The 23,517-nt window shown below is 72.0% G+C and carries 15 protein-coding genes and 1 pseudogene; 4 read left to right on the top strand and 12 right to left on the bottom strand.

The window, feature by feature from the left end; translation table 11 throughout:
- Window positions 1-2,196, top strand: a complete 2,196-nt coding sequence (locus tag MMA15_RS22890) for a hypothetical protein (RefSeq protein ID WP_241061978.1) — start codon at window positions 1-3, stop codon at window positions 2,194-2,196.
- Between the two features lie 70 nt (window positions 2,197-2,266).
- Here MMA15_RS22890 and MMA15_RS22885 read toward each other — a convergent pair whose 3' ends face one another.
- From MMA15_RS22885 to MMA15_RS22835, 11 genes and pseudogenes are all read right to left on the bottom strand, one after another.
- Window positions 2,267-3,376 (bottom strand): serine hydrolase domain-containing protein, encoded by a 1,110-nt coding sequence (locus tag MMA15_RS22885; protein WP_241061977.1) that lies wholly within the window; start codon window positions 3,374-3,376, stop codon window positions 2,267-2,269.
- Entirely contained in the window at window positions 3,361-3,882 is a 522-nt protein-coding gene (locus MMA15_RS22880) for a pyridoxamine 5'-phosphate oxidase family protein (RefSeq protein ID WP_241061976.1), read from the bottom strand. The genes MMA15_RS22885 and MMA15_RS22880 overlap by 16 nt, the downstream gene beginning before the upstream one ends.
- Window positions 3,883-4,089: 207 nt before the next feature.
- The gene (locus MMA15_RS22875; RefSeq protein WP_241061975.1) at window positions 4,090-4,605 is read right to left on the bottom strand and encodes a hypothetical protein; all 516 of its coding nucleotides are present in this window, start codon (window positions 4,603-4,605) and stop codon (window positions 4,090-4,092) included.
- Window positions 4,602-6,128 (bottom strand): molybdopterin-dependent oxidoreductase, encoded by a 1,527-nt coding sequence (locus MMA15_RS22870; protein ID WP_241061974.1) that lies wholly within the window; start codon window positions 6,126-6,128, stop codon window positions 4,602-4,604. The genes MMA15_RS22875 and MMA15_RS22870 overlap by 4 nt, the downstream gene beginning before the upstream one ends.
- A 205-nt stretch (window positions 6,129-6,333) precedes the next feature.
- Complete coding sequence (locus MMA15_RS22865; protein ID WP_241061973.1) at window positions 6,334-7,770, bottom strand: ATP-binding protein; 1,437 nt, start codon at window positions 7,768-7,770, stop codon at window positions 6,334-6,336.
- A gap of 162 nt (window positions 7,771-7,932) precedes the next feature.
- On the bottom strand, window positions 7,933-8,979 hold the full coding sequence (locus MMA15_RS22860) for an SDR family oxidoreductase (RefSeq protein ID WP_241061972.1): 1,047 nt from the start codon (window positions 8,977-8,979) through the stop codon (window positions 7,933-7,935).
- A gap of 70 nt (window positions 8,980-9,049) precedes the next feature.
- Window positions 9,050-10,834 carry a glycoside hydrolase family 15 protein gene (locus MMA15_RS22855; RefSeq protein WP_241063382.1) on the bottom strand — a complete coding sequence of 595 codons (1,785 nt, stop codon included), beginning with the start codon at window positions 10,832-10,834 and terminating at the stop codon, window positions 9,050-9,052.
- A gap of 251 nt (window positions 10,835-11,085) precedes the next feature.
- Window positions 11,086-12,243: an enolase C-terminal domain-like protein gene (locus MMA15_RS22850; RefSeq protein ID WP_372498369.1), complete on the bottom strand. Its 1,158-nt coding sequence runs from the start codon at window positions 12,241-12,243 to the stop codon at window positions 11,086-11,088.
- A gap of 119 nt (window positions 12,244-12,362) precedes the next feature.
- Window positions 12,363-15,544: pseudogene (locus tag MMA15_RS22845) on the bottom strand (FAD-binding and (Fe-S)-binding domain-containing protein).
- 301 nt (window positions 15,545-15,845) lie between these two features.
- Window positions 15,846-16,748 carry a S1 family peptidase gene (locus MMA15_RS22840; protein ID WP_372498289.1) on the bottom strand — a complete coding sequence of 301 codons (903 nt, stop codon included), beginning with the start codon at window positions 16,746-16,748 and terminating at the stop codon, window positions 15,846-15,848.
- A gap of 381 nt (window positions 16,749-17,129) precedes the next feature.
- Window positions 17,130-17,504 (bottom strand): hypothetical protein, encoded by a 375-nt coding sequence (locus MMA15_RS22835; RefSeq protein ID WP_241061970.1) that lies wholly within the window; start codon window positions 17,502-17,504, stop codon window positions 17,130-17,132.
- Between the two features lie 219 nt (window positions 17,505-17,723).
- Between MMA15_RS22835 and MMA15_RS22830 the strand changes: the two genes are divergently transcribed.
- Window positions 17,724-17,936, top strand: a complete 213-nt coding sequence (locus tag MMA15_RS22830; RefSeq protein WP_241061969.1) for a hypothetical protein — start codon at window positions 17,724-17,726, stop codon at window positions 17,934-17,936.
- Window positions 17,937-18,149: 213 nt separating this feature from the next.
- On the opposite strand, the gene MMA15_RS22825 is transcribed toward MMA15_RS22830, so the two are convergent.
- Window positions 18,150-18,632 (bottom strand): MarR family winged helix-turn-helix transcriptional regulator, encoded by a 483-nt coding sequence (locus tag MMA15_RS22825; RefSeq protein ID WP_241061968.1) that lies wholly within the window; start codon window positions 18,630-18,632, stop codon window positions 18,150-18,152.
- A 280-nt stretch (window positions 18,633-18,912) separates the two neighbouring features.
- Here MMA15_RS22825 and MMA15_RS22820 point away from each other — a divergent pair, with 280 nt between their 5' ends.
- Window positions 18,913-19,641 carry a DsbA family protein gene (locus tag MMA15_RS22820; RefSeq protein WP_241061967.1) on the top strand — a complete coding sequence of 243 codons (729 nt, stop codon included), beginning with the start codon at window positions 18,913-18,915 and terminating at the stop codon, window positions 19,639-19,641.
- 274 nt (window positions 19,642-19,915) lie between these two features.
- On the top strand, window positions 19,916-23,488 hold the full coding sequence (locus tag MMA15_RS22815) for an NACHT domain-containing protein (RefSeq protein ID WP_241061966.1): 3,573 nt from the start codon (window positions 19,916-19,918) through the stop codon (window positions 23,486-23,488).
- The last annotated feature ends 29 nt before the right edge of the window (window positions 23,489-23,517 follow it).

The following is a 23,517-nucleotide window of genomic DNA, read 5'->3' as shown; positions in this document are numbered from 1 at the left end:
ATGAATCAGCCCACGCCCGAAGGGTCCAGGTCGCCGTACGGGCCCGGCGCCCCCGGCCTCTCCCGCAGAGGACTGCTCGCCCTCGGCGCCGTACCACCGGTCTGGTCCCTGCTCGGCGCACCGGCCACGCGGGCAGCGGCAGCGGACGGCCCGCCGTACGGCCCTACGAACCGCACCCCGCTCGCCAACACCGCCCACCTCGAATTCCTCGGCGACACGGTGGAGCCGCGTCCCGTTCCCGGGCACGACACCTACCGGCTGCGTGAGGAGCCCGCGCTCGGCGCGCTGTGGACGTACGCCGAGCGCCGTGCGGACGGCTCGTACCGGCGTATCGGCGGCGGCAAGCTGGACCCGGAGACAGGGCACTACGCCCAGGGCGCCTACAACGCCGACGACATGGCGCGCGCCGCCGTCGTCCAGCTGCGCCACTGGCGGCTGACGGGCTCAGCGCGCTCACGGCGCTCCGCACGCCAACTGCTGCGCGGCGTCTGCTACTTGCAGACCACCACCGGCCCGCACGCCGGCAACGTCGTGCTGTGGCAGCAGGCCGACGGCACCCTCACCCGCAGCGCCTACCCGCCGGAGAAGCCCGACCCCTCCGACTCCGGCCCTTCGTACTGGCTGGCCCGCCTCGTATGGGCGCTCGGCGAGGGCTACGAGTCGTTCCGTCATGAGGAGCCCGCCTTCGGCGCGTTCCTGCGCAACCGGCTCGAACTGGGCCTCACCGCGCTGGAACGCGATGTGCTGTCCCGGTACGGGACGTGGGAGACCGCCGACGGGCACCGCGTGCCGGGATGGCTCATCACCCGTGGCGCGGACGCCACTTCGGAGGCGTTGCTGGGGCTCGCCGCCTATATCCGGGCAGGAGGCGGCGACCGTGCCCGCACCGCGGCGGCCCGTTTCGCGGAGGCGGTCGCGGCTATGGCGTCCGGTCGTCCCGGGCAGTGGCCCCATGGCGCGCTGCTGCCCGGCGCCGCGTCGCGCTCCCAATGGCACGCGTGGGGTGCGCAGATGCCCACCGCGCTCGCCGCCGCCGCGGACGCGCTGGGCCGTCCCGCACTGCTGCGCCCGGCCCTCGCGGACACGGCGGGCTTCACTCCCGAGCTGCTGACGGCAGGCGGCTGCGACAACGGCTGGGGCCCCGCGCCCGTCGACCGCAGCCAGATCGCCTACGGCGTCGACTCACGGCTGCGGGCGCTGCTCGCCGTGGCGGACGGCGGCGGCGCGCCCGGCCTCTATCCGCTGGCGGCGCTCACCGCTGCCTGGTATTTCGGTGCGAACGCCGCGGGCGAGGCGGTCTACGACCCGGACACCGGCGTCACCTTCGACGGGATCTCCCCGGACGGCGTGATCAACCGCAACTCCGGTGCGGAGTCCACGATTCACGGGCTGCTGTCGATGCTCGCGCTGGACTCGCTCGCGGACGGCCCGCCGCCCGGGAGCGGCATGGCGGACTCGCCTGCCGACCACGCACGTGCCGCCGTGGATCTCGGGGGTGCGATGCGGCGGGACGGGCTGCGCGTACTGGAGGCGGAGAAGGCCGAGTCGGCGGGCGCCGCGCAGGTGGTGCGGCCCTCCTCGCCCGCCACGGGCGAGTCCGAGTACAGCGGAGGCGCCTATGCCGCGCTGCGCGAGGGCGGCTCCCTGGCGTGGACGCTGCCGGACGGCGAGGGGCCGCTGCTCGCCTCGCCGGTGGTGAATCTCGTCGACGACCGTAACGCGGGCAGGACCGTGTGGAACGGAGCCCTCGACTCCCCTCGCCGCGCGACGAGTTCGGGCTCGGCGTCCGTCGACCACGGCACCGGCGGCGAACAGGGCGTCTCCGCCGTGCCGGGCGCGCTGCTTCCGGTGGCGCTCCCGGGCGCCTTCCGGCCCGGCGGGGTGCTGCGGGCCGAGGCGAAGGACGTGGGAGAGCGTCCGCTGCGGGTGGATGCGGTGCTCGTAAGGCCCGTGGTGGCGCGTCTGCTGCTGTCCGGTGCGTACGGATCTCTGGGCCTGCTGCACAACGGTGACGGCGCACCGCACTCGGCCACCGTGTCGCTGCCGGGGCAGGGCGACGTCACCGTCGAGCTGTACGACGTACGAGCGCGGCTCGTCGGCCGCCGTGCGCTGACCGGGAACGAGTCCCGTGTCCAAGTCACCGTCCCCGCCCACGGGTTCGCCGTCGTACGGCGCCGGGCGCGCACACGGGAGTGAACGCGTACGAGAGGTGAGAGCCGGGAGGGAGCCCTGGTGCATCGGGGGCTGCCCCCTCCCGTGTCGGCACTCAAGCGTGTGGGGCGATCTCGGCCGCGGTCAGGTCCGCGAGTCGCTGTGCGGTGTCGAAGTGCGGGGTGAGTCGCGTCTTGGTCATGGCGAAGGAGGTGCAGGTGGCGGTATCGGCATAGACGTAGCTGCCGCCGCCACCGACCCAGCCGAACGTGGTGGGTGTCTCGTCCGGCCGCGTACCGATGCGGCCGAGTGGATAGCCCAGCGCCAGCCGCGCATGGTTGCCGAAGACCTGGTCGGTGCCGTCGAAGGCCACCGCCGTCAACTCCTCGAGCTGGTCCGCGTCGATGAGCCGGCCGTCGAGGACCGCGGCGTTCATGGCGGCGATTCCCCGCGCGGTGAAGGTGCCGACCGAGGGGATGTCCGCTTGCAGGATGTCGTGGCTGTTGCCCATCGCCGCGGTCGGTTGCATCTCCCAGGGCGCGAGAACGGCATCGCCGTCAGGCGGGGCGGCCGGGGGCGGTGCGGCGTCTTCGAGTCGTGCCAGCCGGGCAAGGTCGGTTCGGGGCACGCCGAAGTACAGCTCACCGTCGAGGCCCAGGGGCGCGGTGATCCACTCGTGCAGGAGCTGCCGCATCGGTCTGCCCGTGGCCCGGCGTGCTACTTCGCCGACGAGGAAGCCGAAGGTGAACGAGTGGTACCCGGTCTCGGCCCCGGGCCGCCACCGCGGTTCGGCTCCGGCGATCGCGGTGCAGACCCGCGACCAGTCGGTCAGGTCGGCAGGGCCGACTCCACGAGGCATCGCCGGGACGCCGGCCGAGTGTGTCAGCACGTGCCGTAGCGTCGTCGCCTCCTTGCCGTGGGCCGCGAACTCCGGCCACAGGTCGACGAGTTGCGTGTCGTATCCGACGGCGCCCGTCCTGACGAGCAGGTGGGCGATCAGCGATGTCATGACCTTGCCGGAGGAGAAGCTGAAGAACGGGGTCTTCGAGGTCGCCATCCGCCCGGTCCGGCTGTCGGCGGCACCGGCGACGGCGTCGACGACAAGAGCACCGTGGTGGTAGACGGCAACCTGCAAGCCGGATTCGGCTCCGGTATCGACGAGTTCGTCGAGGACGCTCTGGATCTTGCGCTGGAGTGAGAGCGTCGTCGTCATGGGCTCGGCCACGTGTAGCGAGTCTGGCTGGACGTCGGCAGCTTGCCGAACGCGAATCCGACAGTCGGCGCGACTCGGTACAGCCTCGTGGCGCCGGCGATGACCGAGTCGCCCAACCCATACCAGGCCCCCTCGGGACTGGTCAGATGCGTGCCGTATTTACGCTCGAAGTCCGCGACGGCCTGTTCACGCTCGGAGCGCCCGTCCACTTCGGATGCGACCCCCTCGATGACGACGTCCACACCCGTCAAGGCGTTGGTGCCAGTCGTCAGCACACAGCGGGGATTGCGCTCCAGATTCCGCGCCTTTCGCTCCTGGCCACCCGTGGTGAAGCACATGCCGCCCAGACTCCAGACCCCCAGCAACGGCGTCACGTGCGGTCGCCCGTCAGGCCGCACCGTGGAGAGCCAGAACACCTCCGCCTCACCGAGGACCGCCAACGCCGATGCCCACGGCGTCGCTTGCGCTCCCGGAGAGGAGAACGGCCCCAGCACGGCATCCGGTTCAGCGGCGAACATGTCACATCCTTGGGTCGACGAGGCACACTCGCCCGGCGGGCGCCGGTGAAGCAGCGCCGGCAAACCGGCCCAGCATGCCCCGGTAGGTGTGGTGTCAGGTGCGTCTTGATGCCGACCCGGACCCGCCGGGAAACTCATCGGTCTGCGCGCGCATCGGCCCGTGACCGCCCGCCTCTCACCAACCGCCCAGCAGTTGCGGCACGGCCTTCAGCCGCCCTCACGCCGCCGCGCGCCGCCCCGTACCGCACGGGCCACCAGACACAGCGCCGAGACGGCGAACAGCGCCGCGGTGACCAGCAGCCAGCGCCCCAGAAAGACACCAGGTTCCAGACCGGTGTACGAGGCGTAGTGGCCGACCCTGTCGAGGATGAGCGGATACCAGACGAGCAGCAGCACCAGCGAGACGAAGGCGGGCACCCGCACGTAGTTGACCTGCTCCCGCCATGCCGCCGCGTCGCGTGTACGGGCTCTCGAAGTACGTACGGGAGCTGCGCGCAGGGCGCGGTCGGCGAGGGAGTAGAGCGGCACCAGTACGAGGTCGTGCAGCACGGCCGCGCCCACGAACCACAGCACGACGCCCAGCGGATGCCCGTCCAGCAGCCGGATACCGGCGTAGGCGGCGAGCGCGAACGAGCAGAGCACCAGCAGCAGATGGAGCGGCGAGGCCCCGTAGCGCGCCCGCAGCCGCAGTCCGGGACCGGCTTCCTGCTCGTCCCGCCTCATGACCGTGCTCCGAAGGTGAGACGGGTGACCCACTTGGTGTTGTTGACGCCGGGATTGGCCGGGACGATGACCCGCGCTGGATATCCGTGGTCGGGTGAGAGATCCGCGCCGTTGACGCGCAGGGCGAGCAGCGAGCGCGGGTCGCGCACCTGGTTGTCGCGCAGGCCCGCCGAACCGAACGAGCCGCCGCGTTGCGCCGATTCGACGAAGACGTCCGGTGCTTCGTCCTCGCTCAGGCCCACCAGGGCGGCCAGCGTCCTCAGCCGTACGCCGCTCCACTGCTGGTCCTCCGTGGACCAGCCCTCCACGCAGGCGATGGGCAGCGCGGCGGTGTGCTGCGGCAGGTCCAGAAGCTGCTGCCGGGTGAGTACCTTCTCCTGTCCCCCGGCGCGTACCGTCAGCCGCCAGCGGTCGCCGATGTCTGAGGCGCGGATGCCGCGGGCCCGTGCGGTCTTGTTGATCTGGAAGCCGTTGGGGCCGGGCGCCGGGTCGGTGTGCCGCGGGGCCAGCACCGCCGTCTCCCGAAGCGAGCCGCCGACGCTCTGACCCGCGGTCACCGCGAACAGCACGAGCGAGCCCGCGCCCACCATGCCCAGGGCGCCGCGTCTCGACATCGTCGCGGGCGCGGGTTCGGGGGCCACCAGACCGGTCGGGTCGGCCACTTGGGACTCCGGTTCGGTGCGGCGTGCGGGCGTGCGCAGCTCGGCACGGAGGTCCCGGCTGCGCAGCGCACGCACCATGACGGGGATGCGGAAGGCGATGTGGACGACGAAGGCGCCGATGAAGACCCACGCTCCGTAGAAGTGCAGGGTGTAGAAGGAGCCGGGGAAGACGTAGTCGAGCTGCACGTCCAGCAGGCCGGTGGCGAACTCGAAGAGCGCGCCGCCCACGAGCAGCAGCAGCGACAGCCGTTCCAGGGCGTGGCCCAGGGACCGTACCGGCGGCCAGGTGAACAGCTTCGGCACGACCGACCACAGCTTCGCCAGCAGCACCGGAACCAGTACGACCCCGAGGGTGACGTGTACGCCCTGGTTGAGGCGGTAGAGCCACGGCGGGTCGGTCGGCCAGGGGAAGAGATAGAAGCCGAGCCAGCCCTTGTCGGGGGTCTTGTCGTTGGGCGGCCCGAGGCCCGGGTTGTAGGCGGCGTAGGAGAGCAGTCCCGTCACGAACAGCACGGTGATTCCGACGAGCAGCACCAGCCCGAACACCGAGGTCAGCCATGGTCCGCGCAGCGGGCTGCGCCAGAAGGCGGGGCGGGTGGGTCCCGGCGGCGGCCGGTGCCGGGACGCGTTCGCCGGGCGGGAGTTCCCCGCGGGTCCGCCGCTGCGCGGCGGCAGTTCGCCACCGTGCGGCGGGGGTTCGTCGCCATGGGGCGGGGGTTCGTCGCCATGGGCCGGGGGTTCGTCGGCGTGGGGCAGGGGTTCGTCGCCCCGCGCCCGCGCGGGGTCGCCGCCTCGCGCCGGGGGCTTGCCGCCCCGCTCCGGGGTTCCGTCGCCGTTCGCCGGGTGGTCGTCGGCCTGCATCCCATCCTCCGCGGTGCCACGAGGGCCGGGCGGCCCGTCGGCTCGACGCTAGGGCGCGGGCCGTGCCGTGGCGGGGAAGGCGGACGGCACGTCACCGGACCGTTCGAACTTCGATCCGCCGGGCGGGGATCTCGGGCCGAGGGGGCGTCAGTTGAGACCGTGCGGCGTCGGTACTGCCGACGGGCGTGGGTACGGCCGAGAGGCGTCAGCTCGGCTGCCAGGCCCGGACGAGGTCCTCCGGACCCCAGCTCGCCGCGAGCGGCAGGCCGTCCTCCACGCCGCACCGTGACACGGCCACCAGCGGGGTGTCCTCCGTGGTGCCGGGAACGGCGGCCGCGTCGCGGACCAGCGCCTCGTACTCGCGCCGCCCGAACGCCTGCGTCTCCAGCCACTTCACCGAACCCGCGAAGTGCACGTGTGCGGCGACGGGTTCGCGGTCCGCGCCGACCAGATCCACCTCGGGGTTGTTCTGCCGGTTCCACCAGCCGCCCACGGCCTCCGTCCCGGGCCAGGCGCGCGGCGCCAGGCGCAGCAGCGACTCCCTTATGAAGGGCTCGATCGCCCGGCCGCGCCACGTCGTCCAGGAACGCTCGATGCGTTCCAGGGCCAGATCGCCTCGGCCGCGTTCGATGAGGGGGATGCTGCGCTGGAGGAAGGCGAGCCAGAACCGCAGATACGGGTCTGCCACGCGGTAGCGCTTGTTCTTGCTGTCCGGTTTGACGGAGAGCGGGAGGTCGACGGCCACGACCCGCTTGCTCTGGAGCGTGTTCAGCAGCGGCGAGAGCGTTCCCGACGGGAGCGCGCCGGTACCGCCGGCCTGTGCGGCGATGGCGCCGAACGTCCGCTCGCCGCTGCCGATCGCCTCCAGCACCGCCCGCGACCGCGACGCCTCGGGGAACTCTCCCAGCAGCGTGAGTTCGCCCGCGGCGAGCAGCGGCGAGAGGGGGTTGGCGACCGACTCCCGCAGGAAGTCCGTACGGCTCGCTCCCCGCCGCCAGGACTGGACGATCTCCGGGAAGCCTCCCGTGATCAGTGACGCGTCCACCGCGTCGGCGGCGTCCAGTCCGGTCATCGACCGTACGTCGGCCACGTTCAGCGGCTGCACGGTCATCTTCGCCGCCCTGCCGAAGAAGGGACGGCCGTAGGACTGGAGCGCCTCCATCGTCGACATGTCGCTGCCGACCAGCAGCAGCAGCACCGGTTTCGCGGAGAGGTGCCGGTCCCAGACGGTCTGGAGGGCGCCCTCGAACTCCTGGTCCTGCTCGACCAGCCACGGCACTTCGTCGATCACCGCGATGCTCGGGGTGCCGTCGGGGACGGCCAGCGCCAGGGAGCGCAGCGCCTGGTTCCAGTCGCCCGCGCGCAGGCCGGACACCAGCTCGGCGCCGGGCAGCGCCGACTGGGCCAGGGCGGCGGTGAAGTCGTCCCACTCGGCCGCGGGGTTGCGCCCCCGTGTCGCCTGGAAGACCACGTAGGGCGCACCGGAACGGTCGCAGAACTCCTGGGCCAGCCTCGACTTCCCGACCCTCCGGCGGCCCGTCATGATCACGGCCCTTCCCCGGGTGGGTCCGGTGGCGTCCGCGACGATCCCGAACTCCCGTGCCAGCAGGTCGAGATCCGCGCTGCGGCCGTGAAACTCCATGGGAACCCTCCGGGACGTCGAGGACAGGGCAGGTGGCGGGGCGGACACAGTCCGGACACACCCACCCGGACACCCACCCGGAACGATAAAGGTAGACGCAATCTTACTTAGATCACGTCTACCTTTGCTCGCTCTTACTTCGTGCATGCATACGTTGCCGGCTCACCCTGCCCGTTCCCACGGCGCTGCCGTCCCGGGCCGCCGCCCTCGCCTCCGCCACGCCACCAGGCCCGCCGCCCCGGCCGCGGCCCCCGCGAGCGCCCCCGACACCAGCGCCGGGCGCCGGGCGAGCGCCGCCTGCGGGGAGCGCGCATGTGCCCTGTCGTCGAAGACGCCGTGCGCCCCGTGATCGGTGCCGGGGGCGGCGTCGGCCGGGTGCCAGAGGTTTCCCTCGCGTGTCTCCTGCCGCAGCCCCCGCTCCTGCTGCGAGTCGAAGCCGGTACGTGCCAGATAGCGGTCCAGCAGGGCGGGTGCCGCCTTGTTCGCGAGGACCGTCGCCAGCGTCGAGGCCCCCACGTAGTACTGCTTGCGCCGTGGCCGGTCCGCGGCGTGCAGCACGGCACGGGCGGCGACCTCCGGCTGGTAGACCGGCGGCACCGGCTGGGGATGATCCGGCAGCCGGGAGCGGACCCAGGAGAACTGCGGGGTGTTGACCGCGGGCATCTGCACGACGGTGATGTGGACACGGCTGCGCCGGTGCCGCAGCTCCGTACGGATGCTCGACGTGAACCCGTTGACGGCGTGCTTCGCCCCGCAGTAGGCCGACTGCAACGGCACGGACCGGTCCCCGAGCGCCGAGCCGACCTGCACCACGGTCCCGTGGTCCCTCGGCACCATCCGCTTCAGCGCCGCTCTCGTACCGTTCACGAAGCCCAGATACGTCACATCCGTGACGCGGGCGTACTCGTCGGGCTCGATCTCGGTGAACGGCGCGAAGACGGAGGTGAAGGCCGAGTTGACCCATACGTCGATCGGCCCCAGCGCCTCCTCCGCCGCCTCGGCCGCGTGCTCCACCTGACGGTGGTCGGCCACGTCCGCACGCAGCGGCAGCGCACGGGCGCCGCTCTCCTCGACCTCGTCCGCGGCGGCCTGTAGTCCTGCCCAGCCGCGGGCGATCAGCGCCACGTCCGCTCCCCGTGCCCCGAACATGCGCGCGGTCGCACGGCCGATGCCCGCGCTCGCTCCGGTGATCACGACCGTGAGAGCCATGCTGCTCCACCCTCTTCCGTCTCCGCCTGAGTGCGCCGCCCTGTTCCCGCACCGCCCGCCTCGCGGGCGCTCACGTACGCCGCCTTCCGCTGTGCCCGTCTCCGGAGGCCAGAACCGCCGCGCTCTCCAGCAGCAGTGCGTGTACGAACGCCTGCGGGAGGTTGCCCCGTAGCTGGCGCTGGACGATGTCGTACTCCTCCGAGTACAGGCCCGCCGCCCCGCAGGCCGCGCGATTGCGTTCGAACCACCGGTACGCCTCCACCTCGTGGCCCTGCTGGTGCTCGGCGAGCGCCATGACGAACCCGCAGAGCAGGAAGGCTCCTTCGGCTTCCCGCAGGGGCCGCTCGTCGTGGCGGAAACGGTAGGCGAAGTGGCCGTCGGTCAGCTTCCGCGCATAGGTGCGCAGGGTCGCCCGCGTACGGGGGTCGTCGCCCGGCAGGGCGCCGCGCAGCGGCGGCAGCAGCAGCGCCGCGTCCGGCGCGGGGTCGTCCGGCGCACGCTGCCAGTGGCCGTCCGGGTGCAGCGCCTCGGCGGCGGCGTCGGCGGTGACGGCGTCGGCGAGAGCCTCCCATTCGCGGGCGCGGCCGGCGTACGGCCCGTGCGGTGCCACTGCGGCGATGCGGCGAAGTCCCGCCGCGCAGACGAGCCTGCTGTGCGTCCAGGCGCGCGGCTCCAACTCCCATATCCCCGCGTCCGGTTCATGCCTTCTGCGGGCGACGGCCCCGGCGGCGATCGCGGCCGCGTGCCAGCCGTCGGCGTCGAGGCGTCCGTGGCGTGCGGCAGCGGCGAGAAGCAGCAACGCCTCGCCGAAGGCGTCGAGTTGGAACTGGCCTCCGGCTCGGTTGCCGATCCGGTCGTAGCCGCCGGGATAGCCGGGCAGGCCGAGCCGCCGCTGAGCGGGCACAGAGTCTCCGTCGACGGTGTAGGCGGGCGCCATGCGCGGGCCGTCCGCGTGCAGCCGTGCGGTGACGAACCGGGCCGCGTCGTCGAGGAGTTCGTGAGGGCCCGCCGCCGCCACGGCCTGCCCCGCGATGGACTGGTCGCGGACCCACACATAGCGGTAGTCGTAGTCGCGTCCCTCCTCGGCGCGTTCGGGCAGGCTCGTGGTGGCCGCCGCGACCATGCCGCCGCCTCCGGTCATTCCGCGCAGCAGTGCGTACGCCTGCCTGGCGTCGCCGGGAGCTGCGGTGTGGTCCAGCGGCGGGACAGTATGCGCCCAGGCGGCCTCGGTGCTCTCCCACACGCGGGAGGCAGAGGGCGGTGCGGAGTGCGGCGCGCCTGTGCCGATCTCAAGGACGAGGTCGTGGCGGGTCCCGGCGCCAAGGTCCAGCTCCGCGGTCAACTCGGCGCCGTCCGCGTGCCGTTCGCGCAGCACGGCGTTCTCGCATCCCGACCACCGCAGACGCAGCGGCCCGGTGCGTCCGTGCCACACTCCGTCCTGGTCGCGCGAGACCTCCCGCAGCGGCTCCCTGCCGTATGCGGCGCGAGGACGCAGACGGACCGTCACATGGGCGGGGCCCTCCCTCGCCAGGATGCGGCGCAGCAGCACCAGCCGTCCGGGCTCGCCGGGGAACGCCAGCGCCTCGCGGCACTCGACGATGCCGTGCTCGGTGATCCAGCGGCTGCGCCAGATGAGCGAGCCCGTCTCGTAGTGCCCGCCGGGCACGAACCGGCCCTTCGGTGTCACCGCGTAGACACCGGAGCCGCCGATGAGGGTCGAGAAGACGGCGCCGTCGTGCCAGCGCGGAGCGCACAGCCAGCAGATCTCGCCGCTCTGGCCGATCAGGGCGCCACGCTCGCCGTCGGCGATGAAGGCGTAGTCGCGCAGTGCTCGCGGCGGATCGTCAAGTGGCATGGAATGTGCGGGGTGTTCGGGCTGACCCGTACGCTCCGGTGGTTCGGGGAGCAGACCCGTCATGCTGGTGCGCCTCTTCCGCTGCGTTCTTGTCTCCTCACGTCCTCGTCTCCGTGTGTCCTCGTCTCCGTGTGTCCTCGTCTCCGTGTGTCCTCGTCTCCTCACGTCCATGTCCCACGCGTGACCCCCCCTCCGCATGGGTCCCCCTGACGGCCGTACTGCCCGTAAGGCCCGTAAGGCGCCGCGGGCCGTCAACCGGTGCGAGATCGACGGGCCTCGTACGCGCGCAGCTCCAGGCCGAGCCCGGGTGCCCCGCCCTGCTCGCCCGGTCGCAGCGTCCCGCCGCCGGGATCGAGGGTGTCGCCGAAGAGCTGTTCCTCGATCCGTACGTGGTCGTGGAACCACTCCAGATGCCGCAGGTTCGGGACCGACGCGGCGGCGTGCGCGTGTACGTGGGGCGCGCAATGCCCGGAGATCTCCAGCCCGTTCGCCTCGGCGAGCGCCGCGGCACGCAGCCACACGGTGATGCCTCCGCAGCGCGTGGCGTCGGCCTGGAGGCAGTCGACCGCACCGGCCTCGATCAGTTGCCTGAAGGAGTGGGTCGTCCAGCCGTATTCGCCCGCGGCCACGTCGGGGGCCACAGCCGCACGCACCTGCGCCAGCCCGTCCGTATCGTCCGAGGAGACCGGCTCCTCGAACCAGGTGACGCCCTCCGCGTCAAGGTGGGCGGCGACACGGACCGACTGCTTACGGGAGTAGGCGCCGTTGGCGTCGGCGTACAGCTCCGTGCCCGCGCCGACGCTCGCCCGTGCCCGCGTCACGCGCGCACGGTCACGCTCCTCGGCCGCGCCCCGCGACTCACCGATCTTGATTTTGACGCGGGGAATGCCCGACTCCTCGACCCAGGAACGCAGTTGACTGTCCTGCTGTTCGCGGCCGTACCTGGTGAAGCCGCCGCTGCCGTACACGGGGACGTCTTCGCGTGCCGCGCCGAGGAGGCTTACGAGGGGCAGTTCCAGCAGCCGGGCCTTGAGGTCCCACAGCGCGATGTCCACGGCCGAGATGGCGCAGGCGATCAGGCCGGGGCGGCCGGAGTTGCGTACCGCACGGCTCATCGCCTCGTTGGCGGCGGGGACGTCCCATGCGCTTCCGCCGCGTACCAGTCCGGCGAGCTGCTCCCGTACGACCTGTGCCACGGCGGGGGCGCCGTAGGTCCAGCCGAGGCCGGTCACGGCGCCGGAGCGGACCCTCACGAGGACGAGGGTCGTCGCGTCCCAGGCCAGCGTGCCGTCGGCTTCGGGCACATCGGTCGGGACGGTGTGCACGGTCGCCTCGACCGCCTCGACGCGGGGCCCGTCCGCCGCCGGGGTGCGCTCCGTCCGACGACCGCCCGTGGAGGGCCCGTTCATACGAAGGTCCCGAGGGCGGTCGTGCCGGGACCCGTCGCGGGCGCCCCGGCGCTCGTCGGGCGTGGCCGGGGTGGTCGTCGTGCTGGGCGCGGTCGGCCTGCCCGTGTGGTCGCCGCTCGTCATCGCCGTCCTCCCCGGGGTCGCGAGCGCCGCCGGCGCCGCGCCGGGCGGACGGCGCTCTTCCGCAGAGCACCGGCCACGCCGGACGCGGCCGCGAGGCCCGCGACCGCGGCTGCTGCTCCCGCGACTCCTGCGGCCAGCCTGCGGTCACGCGCGGGGACTTCGGGCCGTTCGGCGAGCTTCTCGGGGCGGTCCCCGGGGAGCGGGCCGTCCAGTGCGAGGGCCAGCACCTCGGCGAGGTGCAGCGCGCCGCGCCCGGTGCCGCCCTGTTCGATCTGCGTACGGCAACTGAAGCCGTCGGCGAGGAGCAGATGCCCGGCAGGGGCCTGCCGCATCGCGGGCAGGACGCCCAACTCGCCGACGGTCCGGGAGAGTTCGCTGTGGCCCCGTTCGAAGCCGAAGTTCCCGGCGAGCCCGCAGCAGCCCTCGTCGAGGACGTCGGCGTGGATGCCGGCACGCCGCATCAGTTCACGGTGCGGCCCGTCGGCCAGCACGGCGTGCTGATGGCAGTGGGTCTGTACGACGGCGGAACGGGCCACGTCGGGCGGCCGCCACTCCCCCGCCCGGTTCACGAGCAGTTCCGCGAAAGTCGCCGACTGCCGTGCCAGACGGGCCACCTGCTCGTCCTGCGGCATCAACTCCGGCGCATCGGAACGCAGTACCGCCGCACAGGAGGGTTCGAGGACGACGACGGGGGTGCCCGCCTCGATCCACGGCCCCAGCACCTCCAGCGTGCGGCGCAACGCACGCTTCGCCGTGGCCAGTTGGCCCGTGGAGATCCACGTCAGACCGCAGCAGACGGCACGTCGCGGCACGGCCACCCGGAACCCGGCGTCCTCCAGCACGCATACCGCCGACTTCGCCACGGACGGATGGAAGTGGTTGCTGAAGGTGTCGGGCCACAGCACCACCGCACGCGGATCACCGGGCTCCGGCTCAGGGCGTCCCGCGTCGCGCGCTCGCCACCATTCGGTGAAGGTCTCCCGCGCGAAGACCGGCGCCTCACGGTCGGCGGCGACTCCCGCCGCCCGCTTGCCTGTTCGGGCCAGGACCGGCGCGTACAGCGCGGCGTTCAGCGCCCTCGGGGCAAGACGGGAGGCCCGCGCCCACAGCGGCAGCCAGCCGAGCGAGTAGTGCGCTGCGGGCCGCAGCCTGCGCGCGTAGTGGTGGGAGAGGAACTCGGCCTTGTACGTGGCCATGTCGACCTCGACGGGGCAGTCGGACTTGCAGCCCTTGCATGCGAGGCACAGGTCGAGCGCGTCACGTACCTCGGTCGAGCGCCAGCCGTTCCGCACGGGCGAATCGGCGTGCCCGCCCAGCATTTCGAAGAGCAGCCTGGCCCGGCCGCGCGTGGAGTGCTCCTCCTCCCCCGTCGCCCGGTACGAAGGACACATCACTCCGCCCGACTGCGACCGGCAGTTGCCCACACCCACGCAGCGCATCACCGCGCCGGTGAACGAGCCGCCGTCGCCGGGATAACCGAAGTGCGTCCCGTGGGCGGCCGGTTGCCATTGCGGACCGAGTCGCAGGTTCTCGTCGACGCCGTACGGGCCGGAGCGCGGACCGGGACCCGAACCAGGGGCGGCGCTCGTAGCGGGCACGGCATCCGTGGCGGGAGCGGCATCCGTGGCGGGAGCGCGGGCGACGAGCTTGCCCGGGTTCATACGGTCGCCGGGGTCGAAGAGCGCCTTGACCTCGCCGAACGCGGCCATCAGCCGCGTTCCGAACATCCGCGGCAGCAGCTCGCCCCTCGACTGCCCGTCGCCGTGCTCACCGGAGAGCGAACCGCCGTAGGACACCGCCAGATCGGCCGCCCTCGTCACGAACTCCCGGAAGGCGGCGACGCCTTGGGCGCTCTTGAGGTCGAAGGGGATGCGGGTGTGCACACAGCCCTGGCCGAAGTGCCCGTAGAGCGAGGGGTGCCCGTAGTCGAACTCCGCGAACAGGCCCTTCAGTTCACGCAGATAGTCCCCGAGTCGTTCCGGCGGCACCGCCGAGTCCTCCCAGCCCTCCCAGGTCTCACGGCCGTCGGGAGGCCGGGCCGTCACCCCGAGGCCCGCCTCGCGTGCCTTGAGCATGCGCTGTTCGCGCGCCGGATCGTCGGAGAAGGCCACAGAGCGGTCGCCGGGCCGTCGTCCCACGGCGTCGAGCAACCGGCGGGCCTGACCGTCGGCGTCCTCGGGGCTGTCGCCCGCGAACAGCACCAGCAGCCAGCTCTCGCCCTCCGGGAACTCGCGCAGGGAGTCCAGGTGCGTGCCCTCCTCGCGCATGAGCCGCGCCATCCGCCCGTCCAGAGCCTCCAGTTGGGCCGGGGCGCAGTGCCGCAGCAGACCCGGCACGTCGTCGGCCGCCGCGCAGATGTCGTCGTAGCCGAGCACCAGGGTGGCCTCGGCCTTCGGCACCGGCACCAGGTCCAGCTCGGCGTGGAGCACGGTGACGAGGGTGCCCTCGCTGCCGACGAGGGCCTTGGCGAGGTCGAAGCCGTTCTCGGGGAGCAGCGAGTCGAGGTTGTAGCCGGAGACCCTGCGCGGAATGCGGGGGAATCCCAGCCTCACCTCGGCCATGTCGCGGTCGGTGATCCTTCGCAGACCCGGTGGATCTCGGCAAGGCGCCCGCCGCCGGACACGGCCTCCTCGTACTCCACGGGCGAGGTCGGCCCCACCCAGCAGCGCAGGCCGTCGTAGGTGAGGATCTCCAGTCGCCGGACGTTGTCGGCGGTCTTGCCGTACGCCTGTGCCGAGGCGCCGCAGGAGTTGTTGCCGATCATCCCGCCGAGCGAGCAGTGGCTGTGGGTGGACGGCGCCGGGCCGAACTTCAGCCCGTAGGGCCTCAGCCGGGCGTTCAGCTCGTCCAGCACGATGCCGGGTTCCACTACGCACGTACGGCGTTCGGCGTCGACGGAGACGAGCCCGTGGCAGTACTTCGTCCAGTCGACCACGACGGCGGTGTTGGTGCACTGCCCGGCGAGGCTGGTGCCGCCGCCGCGGGAGAGCAGGGGGGCGCCGAACTCGGCGCACACGGCGACGGTTCCGGCCCCCGCGTCCACGCTGCGCGGCACGACCACGCCGATCGGCACCTGACGGTAGTTCGAGCCGTCCGTCGCGTAGGCGCCACGGCTGCCCGCGTCGAAGCGCACCTCGGCGTCGACGCGTGCGCGGAGCGCCTTCTCAAGGGCGGCCACGTCCAGCGGTCCGCCGCCGCGCCCGGCGTCCTGGCCGGTGCGCTCCTGCGTACGGCGTGCCCACCCCGAAGCCCCTTTCACACGGATCGATCCCAGCCCCCAGGTCACCGCGTGGCTCGGCCGGAAACGCCGCGGCCGGGCAATAAGTCGGTCAATGAGCCGCCGCACAGGCGTGGCATGACCACAGGCGTGGCACGGCCGCCCGTACGCATGACGCCGGCCCGCGCACCCTTGGCGGGATGCACGGGCCGGCGCCGCGTTCATCGGGGGACGTGCCCCGGTCGTGCCGTGGTGAGAGGCGTCAGATGATGCTCACTCCGTACGCGCTCAGTGCCTCGGTGACCGGCTGGAAGAACGTCGTACCGCCGGACGAGCAGTTGCCGCTGCCGCCGGAGGTCATACCGAGGGCGGTGCTGCCCGCGAAGAGCGAACCGCCGCTGTCGCCGGGCTCGGCGCAGACGTTGGTCTGGATGAGACCGGAGACGATGCCGTCGGGGCCGTAGTCGACGGTCGCGTTCAGGCCGGTGACGGTGCCGCCGTGCACGCCCGTCGTGCTGCCGCTGCGCTGCACGGACTGGCCGACGGAGGCGTTTCCGGCGCCGGTGATCTCCTGGTACGAGCCGTTGTAGAGGTAGACCCTGCCGTCGGCGGCGTTCGGGTCGGAGTGGCGGATGATGCCGTAGTCGTTGCCGGGGAAGCTGCTGCCGGCCGTAGTGCCGATCGACCAGGTGCTGCCGATGTTGGTGCAGTGACCGGCCGTCAGGGCGTACTTGGTGCCGTTTCCGTCCTGCACGTTGAAGCCGAGAGAGCAGCGGGCGCCGCCCGTGGTGATGGCCTCGCCTCCGGCTATGAGCTTGGTGAACTTGCCGGGGGTGCGCTTGATCTCGTAGGCACCGGCGTTGACGCCGGCTTCCTTCTTGACCTTGGCGAGGTCGGCCTTGGAGACCGTGCTGTCCACCGTCACGACGACCTTGTCGGCCTTCTTGTCGGTGTACCAGGCGACGCCGCCGATGTGAGCGGTGCGCAGAGCCTTGCTCGCGTCGCTGAGCGCGGCGGAGCTGAACTCGGTGGGGGCCGGCTCGGCAGCGGAGGCACCGCTCGCCGGGAGGGCGAGCGCCGCGGCGACCGCGAAGCCGGATGTCACTGCGATCAGCCTCACGCGTCTCGCAAAGGTGCGATGGGGGGTGGTGCGCGTGATCCTCACTGATTCCTCCAGTAGGAGAACGGGGGCCCCTTGGGGTGGTGGGCCCGTTGGGCGCAGCCGGGAGCGCACGACGAGGGGAACGCCGTGTCCCTGACAAGCGCTGGATGGAATGCTTGCCCAGGCATACGGTCCACGCAAGACGCTGTTTCAAAGTTCAAAAAGTGAAAGATGCACGTGGGGACGAAATGTCACTTTGATCCATGCGATAAGGGGAGAAGCGGACACCTGCCAGGCGGCGGCCCTCGTGCCGGGGGCGCTCAACGCCGGGGCGGGGAGGGGCAGTTGGCGGCCTCTGGCGAGCCGCGCCGGACGTGGCCGGGCGGGGCCGCTGCTTTCCGCTCGCCCTCTTTCTCTCGTCACGCGTCGCCCTCGGGCCGCTCGTCAAGTGCCGCCCGCACCTTGATCTTTCTGCGCCGATTCCTCGCCGTGCTCCTGCTGCGCCGATTCCGCGCACTGCTCGGTCCGCGCCGGTTCCGCGCGCTGCTCGGTCCGCGCCCATTCCGCGCGCTGCTCGATCCGCGCCGGTTCCGCGCACTGCTCGATCCGCGCCTGCTCGACCAGCTCCCGGTAGGCGCCCTCCTCCGCGCCCGCTCCCGAGAGCGGGAGCAGCGATACGGACCAGGGCACCGGGCACGGCGGAGCGCGGCCGGGGTCCGGACAGACAAGCCCGGTGATCCGCTCCTTGATCTCCTCCGCCTGCTGCTGCGTGGCGTACAGCCCCAGCCGTACCTCCCACACGCCGGGCTCATCGGGCACCGTCCACCACCCTTCTGACGCCGGCCGCCCATCGCGTCCGACTCGTACACGTCGTAGGCGACGCTGGCAGCGGCCTGGGCGGCGATCAACGCACCACGGGCGGAATCGGGGCGATCTGAGGGGTGCCCCTAGGGTCCGGCTACTGCCAGGCCGGGAGGGGGCCCGGTTCGCGGGGTCCAAGACGGCCTCCGCAGCGGCATGTTCATGCACAATGACCGGATGGCTGACAAGGACGGGGAGAGCGCTCCGGCGAGCGGCGGCAACTCCACGACGGGCATCGTCATCGGCATCGTGATCGGTTCGGTGATCGGGGCGCTCATGTTCGACGACATCGCCATCGGTATCGCGTTCGGGCTGCCCCTCGGAATCGCGATCGGCATGCTGGGGCAGTCCCGCCGCAAGCCCCCTGAGACCTCCGCCGAAGAGGGCTGACCGGCCGCCCGCCGGGCTGGTTCCGGTTCCCGTTCCGGTCTCGATCGCGGCGCCGACTCCGATTCCTGTTCCTGTTCCTGTTCCTGTTCCTGTTCCGCAGGCTGAGTTGAACCACACAGTCGATCCGGATACGTACTGTCCGCCCGTGGCAAGGCCCTCGCACGGTCGCTTCCGGACGCCCCCCGTACAGGCCCCTGCCGCTGCGACCCGGGATCAGGTGTCCCCGGACAGCGTCTCCCAGTGGTCCGCCAGCCCCGTCAACTCCCGCATCAGACGGCTGCGTTCCGCGCCCGGCGCGTAGTGCTTCAGCAGCCGCTCGTCCAGGGCCCGCACACGGTCCTCGGCCTCCCGCAGGGCGCGCTCGCCCTCGTCCGTGAGATAGAGAAGCTTGCGGCGGCCGTCGTCGGCGGCGGTACGGCGGACTATCAGCCCGCGCTTCTCCAGGCGCCGTGCGACATCGGCCATCGTCGACGTGTCCAGCGCCACCGCCGAGGCCATGGCGCTCTGGTCGTGGCCCGGAGCGGCGTCCACGGCGGTGAGCACCGCGAACTGCGGGCCGGTCAGCGTCGGGTCGACGCTGCGTACCCATGCCGCGAGATACGCCTGGTAGAGACGGCGGACCTGATATCCGGGAGCGGCGAGCAGCGCCGCGGGCGGGGCGGCCATGCCGGAGGCCTGTGTGGTTTTGTCAGCCATGGGGCCACTAAAGCACGGCGTTGCGAAGGCACGACCGGCACCTCCCGGGCCCGCCGCCGCACCCCTTCCACCGCCCCTGACGGACCGGTACCCGCCCTGGCTCCGTACCGCTGACGGCCCCTCTCCCTCACCCGGAAGCCCGGCCGTACGGCCCGCCACCGCGTGTGAACGCCACGCTCCGAGGGGACCCGGCATGCCGCCGCGCCGGAAGTCACGCACCGGCAGTCGGCACCGACAGCCACACACCATCAGTCACGCGCCCGGGAGTCAGGAGAAGCGTGTGGAAGACGACGGGACCGACCGCGAACAGCTCCGTGTGGACCGGGAACTCTCCCGGCAGGACAACCGGCGTCTGCGTGCCCTCAAGCTGACGGGCGTCGCCGTGTTCGTGGTGGGAATCGCCACGCTGGCAGGGATCGCCGTAGGAGTCACGGGCAAGGGCGGCAGCGAATCGACGCAGGAGAGGCCGGTCGTCACAGGGCCGCGTCGCGCGCCCGCGACCCTCACCGTCTACGAGGACTTCCGCTGCCGCGGCTGCCGCGACTTCGAGGAGCGCTTCGGAAGGACCGTCGAGGACCTGCAACGCTCCGGGCGCCTCAGGACCGAGCACCATCTGGTCGCCCGAATCGACGACACCCGCGGCGGACACGGCTCCGTGCGCGCGGCCGAGGCGGCGCTCTGCGCCCTCGACGAGCACAAGTTCACGCCGTACCGGAGAGTGCTCTACGACGGTCAGCCGCCGGAGCGGAAGGACACCTTCGCGGAGCGTGAGCATCTGCTGCGGCTGGCCGAGAAGGTGCCGGGCCTGTCGACCCGTGAGTTCGAGAAGTGCGTACGCCACGGCCTCCAAGCGGGGCGTGCCGACCGTATGAACGCCGCCTACGCCGACTCGCGCCACGCCGCGCCCCCGCTGGTCCTCCTCGACGGCAAGAGGCTCGACGTGGCGCGGGACGGCGGCGGCCTGACGCCACGTGAGCTGCGCAAGTCCGTGGAGGGGAAGCGGAGTTGACGCGGCGGAGGCGCCACAAGCGACGCAGAGCGCCGCAGGGCTCGCGGCGGTACCCATGGGAACCGCGGACGCGAGGACATGCGTTGCCCTACCGTCGACAGCGACGAGGGACGGGGACGCATGACGCGCAGTGGGACGGCGCTCGGTGGGGCGACACGCGGCCGGACGGAGCCGTGCAGCGGGGCAGGGCCGTGCAGCCGGACAAGGCCGTGCACGGGTCCGGAACGCCGGGGCGGCGAGCGCTCGCCGCGCCACGGCGACGCGGAGTGAGCCCGTGGAGTCCACGGGCCCGGAGCGCTTCCGTATCGCCGCCGTGCACGGCACCAGACAGGGCAGCGGCTATCTGCTGACTCCCCGGCTCGTCCTCACCGCCGGCCACGTCGTCGTCAACCGCTACCTTGCGAAGGTGACCGCCCTCGGCGGCGTCGGCGAGGTCGAGTGCCGGGTGATCTGGATACGGCACGACCGCGAGTGCGACGCGGCGCTGCTGCTCGCCAAGGCTGATCTGCATCCGCCGGAGATCTGCGAGCAGTTGGAGCAGACGTCCGTGCCCTGGGGTATGCCGCTGGCTCTGGAGACGATGGAGTCCTGCCAGGCGATCGGCTTTCCACGGGTGCAGCGCGGGGACGAGGACGAGCTGGACACGGAGCAGGTCGTGGGCACGTTCAAGCCCGGGTCGCGGATGGTCCGTGCGCGGTATGTGCTCGACAGCCCGCATGCCCCGCCCGCTCCGGTACGTGAAGGGGAGTCCCCCTGGGCGGGCATGTCCGGTGCGGCGCTGTTCACCAAGGGGGCGATCATCGGCGTGGTGGTGGCCGACCCGCACGGCTGGCAGCACGGACGGCTCGAAGCGGTGCGCAGCAGGGTGCTCTTCGACGATCCGGACTTCGTGGAGCATCTGGTGAGGCACACCGGGCACCAGCCCACGGTGGTCGAGTTCTCCGGTTCCGAGCACAATCCGCATGCCGAGTTCGAGCGCCGCTATGCCGCCTACGTAGCCGAGTACTACAGCGAACTGACCATCTTCGGCCTCGACTTCAGCCGTCAGGAGCACGCCCAGTGGCCCCTGGACACGGCGTATCTGAGCCTGGAGCTGGCGCCCCACCAGACCCGTGAGCACGGCTTCGGCGGTCCCGCCGACAGGTCCTCGTACGAGGGGCCCGCAGGCGGGCGCAAACGCGTCGAGTCGGCGTTCTCCCGTGAGACGCGCATCCTGCTGCGGGGACTCGCCGGTTCCGGCAAGACGACGCTCGTGCAGTGGCTCGCGGTGACCGCCGCGCGGCAGGACTTCCCCGTGGGCCTCGGCCACTTCCAGGGGTGCGTGCCGTTCGTGCTTCCCCTCAGATCGCTGGCGAGGCGTGAATCGCTGCCGCAGCCACAGGAGTTCCTCTCGGCGGTCGGCAATCCGCTCGGCGCACAGCAGCCCGACGGCTGGGCCGACCAGGTGCTGCACTCCGGGCGCGGGCTGCTGCTCATCGACGGCGTGGACGAGGTGCCGGAACGGGACCGGGAACGCACCCAGCAGTGGCTCAAGGGCCTCATCACCCTCTACCGGGACTGCATCTACCTGGTGACCACACGCCCCTCCGCGGTCGTCGACGGCTGGCTGTACCACCAGGACTTCACCGAGCTGAACCTGTTGCCGATGAACCGCCAGGACGTCACGGCGTTTCTCGACCGCTGGCACCACGCCGCCGCCGAGACCGCCCAACGCCCCGAGGAAAAAGCCCGGTTGGAGACGTACCGCACTCAACTGGCCGATGTGCTGCCCCGTAAGGCGGACTTGGCGAGGCTGGCCACCAACCCCCTGATGTGCGCCATGATCTGCGCGCTCAACCGCGACCGGGACTCGTATCTGCCGCAGAACAGGCTGGAGCTGTACAGGGCGGCACTGAGCATGCTGCTGGTGCGGCGCGACGTGCAGCGCGTGCTGCTCCACCCCGAGGGGCCCCGTGAGAGCAGCAGCCAGGAGGCGCTGCGCCACGACGAGGACGCACAGCGGCTGCTGCTCCAGGACCTGGCCTACTGGATGATCCGCAACGGCCATGTCGAGGTGGGCCGTCCGGAAGCGCTCAACATCGTTGCGCAGACGCTGCGTTCGATGCCGCAGATCGCACCGCCCGAGAAGGCCGACGAGGTGCTGGAACATCTGCTGCAACGCTGCGGCCTGCTGCGCGCCCCCTCGCCGGACACCCTGGAGTTCGTACACCGCACCTTCCAGGACTATCTCGGTGCCAAGGCCGCCGTGGAGGGCCAGGACCTCAATCTGGTGGCCGCGCACGCCCACGAGCCGCAGTGGGAGGACGTGGTGCGCATGGCGATCGGCCACGCTCGCGCGGGCGAACGCGCCGTGCTGCTGCGGCGTCTGCTGGAGCTGGGCGACGCCGCCGTTCATCCCCAGCGCGAACGTCTCCACCTGCTGGCGGCTGCCTGCCTCGAACACGCCACGTCTCTCGCCGCCGAGGTACGCGCCGAGGTCGAGGCTCGGGCGGCGGCCCTGGTGCCGCCGCGGAATCTGGCCGAGGCGGAGATGCTGGCCGAGACGGGCACGGTCGCGCTCGACCTGATGCCGCCGCCCGAGGCCCTGACCGCGGCGCAGGCCCGTCCCGTGGCCCACACCGCGCGGCTGCTGGGCGGCGAGCACGCCTTCCAGGTGCTGCGCAGCTTCCGCGAGAGCACGGACCCGGCCGTACGGCAGGAACTCGCCGAAGCCTGGGACAAGTTCGACCCCCGCACCTACGCGGAGGACATCCTCGACCACATGCCGCTGGACGGCGTGCAGCTCACCGTCGCCGGTCCGGAACAGCTTTCCGCGCTGAGCGCGATCGGCCGCGTCCCGGCGCTGCGCTGCGTGGGCGACTTCACGGCGGAGGACCTGTCACCGGCGCTACGGCGCGCAGAGCCGCGGGAGTTGACCCTGGAGGCCGACGACAGGCTGCCGGATCTGGAGTTCCTGCCGGAGTGCGTGCCGGGCCTGACCGCGCTGTGCCTGTCCGACTGCGGCGGCCTGGTGGACTACGAGGCGCTGCCCCGGCTCGGCCTCGGCTCGCTGACGTTGCAGGACATGCCGAGCGGGCCCGACCTCACGCCGCTACAGGACATCGGCGGTCTGCGGCAGGCCGCGTTCATGTGGCACCGCCGGGGTCCGGCACGACGGCTGTCGATCGCGGACGTGCCGTTCACCTCCGACCTGGAGGGGCTCTCCTTCGGTGGCAACCTCAGCCTCCAGGACCTGCACGGCCTCATCCGCTGGCAGCGCCTGGCCGCCCTGAACCTGGGCGACGCTCCCGTACCGGCGAAGGAGCTCGGCGTCCTCGGGCTGCTCCCCGCACTGCACACGGTCATGCTGACCACCGTGGGCCTGTGCCGGGCTGAGGGCGACCGCACCGTACCGCTGACGGGCGTCACCGAGGCGACGGTCGAGACATATGAGAGCCGTCCCCGCTGCACGACGGAGATGCTGCGGCGCATGTTCCCGTCCCTGCGGAAGCTGCGCCTGCACATCGCGGCGGGGCGCAGAACGGCGAGTGTGGACCTCTCCGCGCTCGCCGGTGTCCCGGACCTCCAGGTCGGCATCAGTACGCCCGCCCGGGAGTTGGGCGTCACAGGCACCAAGCACCTGCCGGATGACTCGGTCACCCTGCTGCCGAGGGGCAGCAGCAGATCCCGGGCACGCCCAAGCCGGTGTTCAGCTGGCGGCGCCGCGGCGACAGGAGCGGGTGACGTACCGTCGGGCGGTACTTCGGAAGTGGTAGTGCGGGACGGTTACTTCGGCGGTTGCGCTTCGGAACGGGCCGCAACTGGTCGGGCTGGTAGGGACTGGTCGGGACTTGCACTTCGGAAGTAGTACTTCGGTGTTGACGAGCTACGGGGGAG

The sequence above is a fragment of the Streptomyces marispadix genome, from assembly GCF_022524345.1.
GTDB lineage: Bacteria > Actinomycetota > Actinomycetes > Streptomycetales > Streptomycetaceae > Streptomyces > Streptomyces marispadix.
Note: the sequence above shows the minus strand (reverse complement) of the source record. Positions and strands in the feature narration are given on the sequence as shown.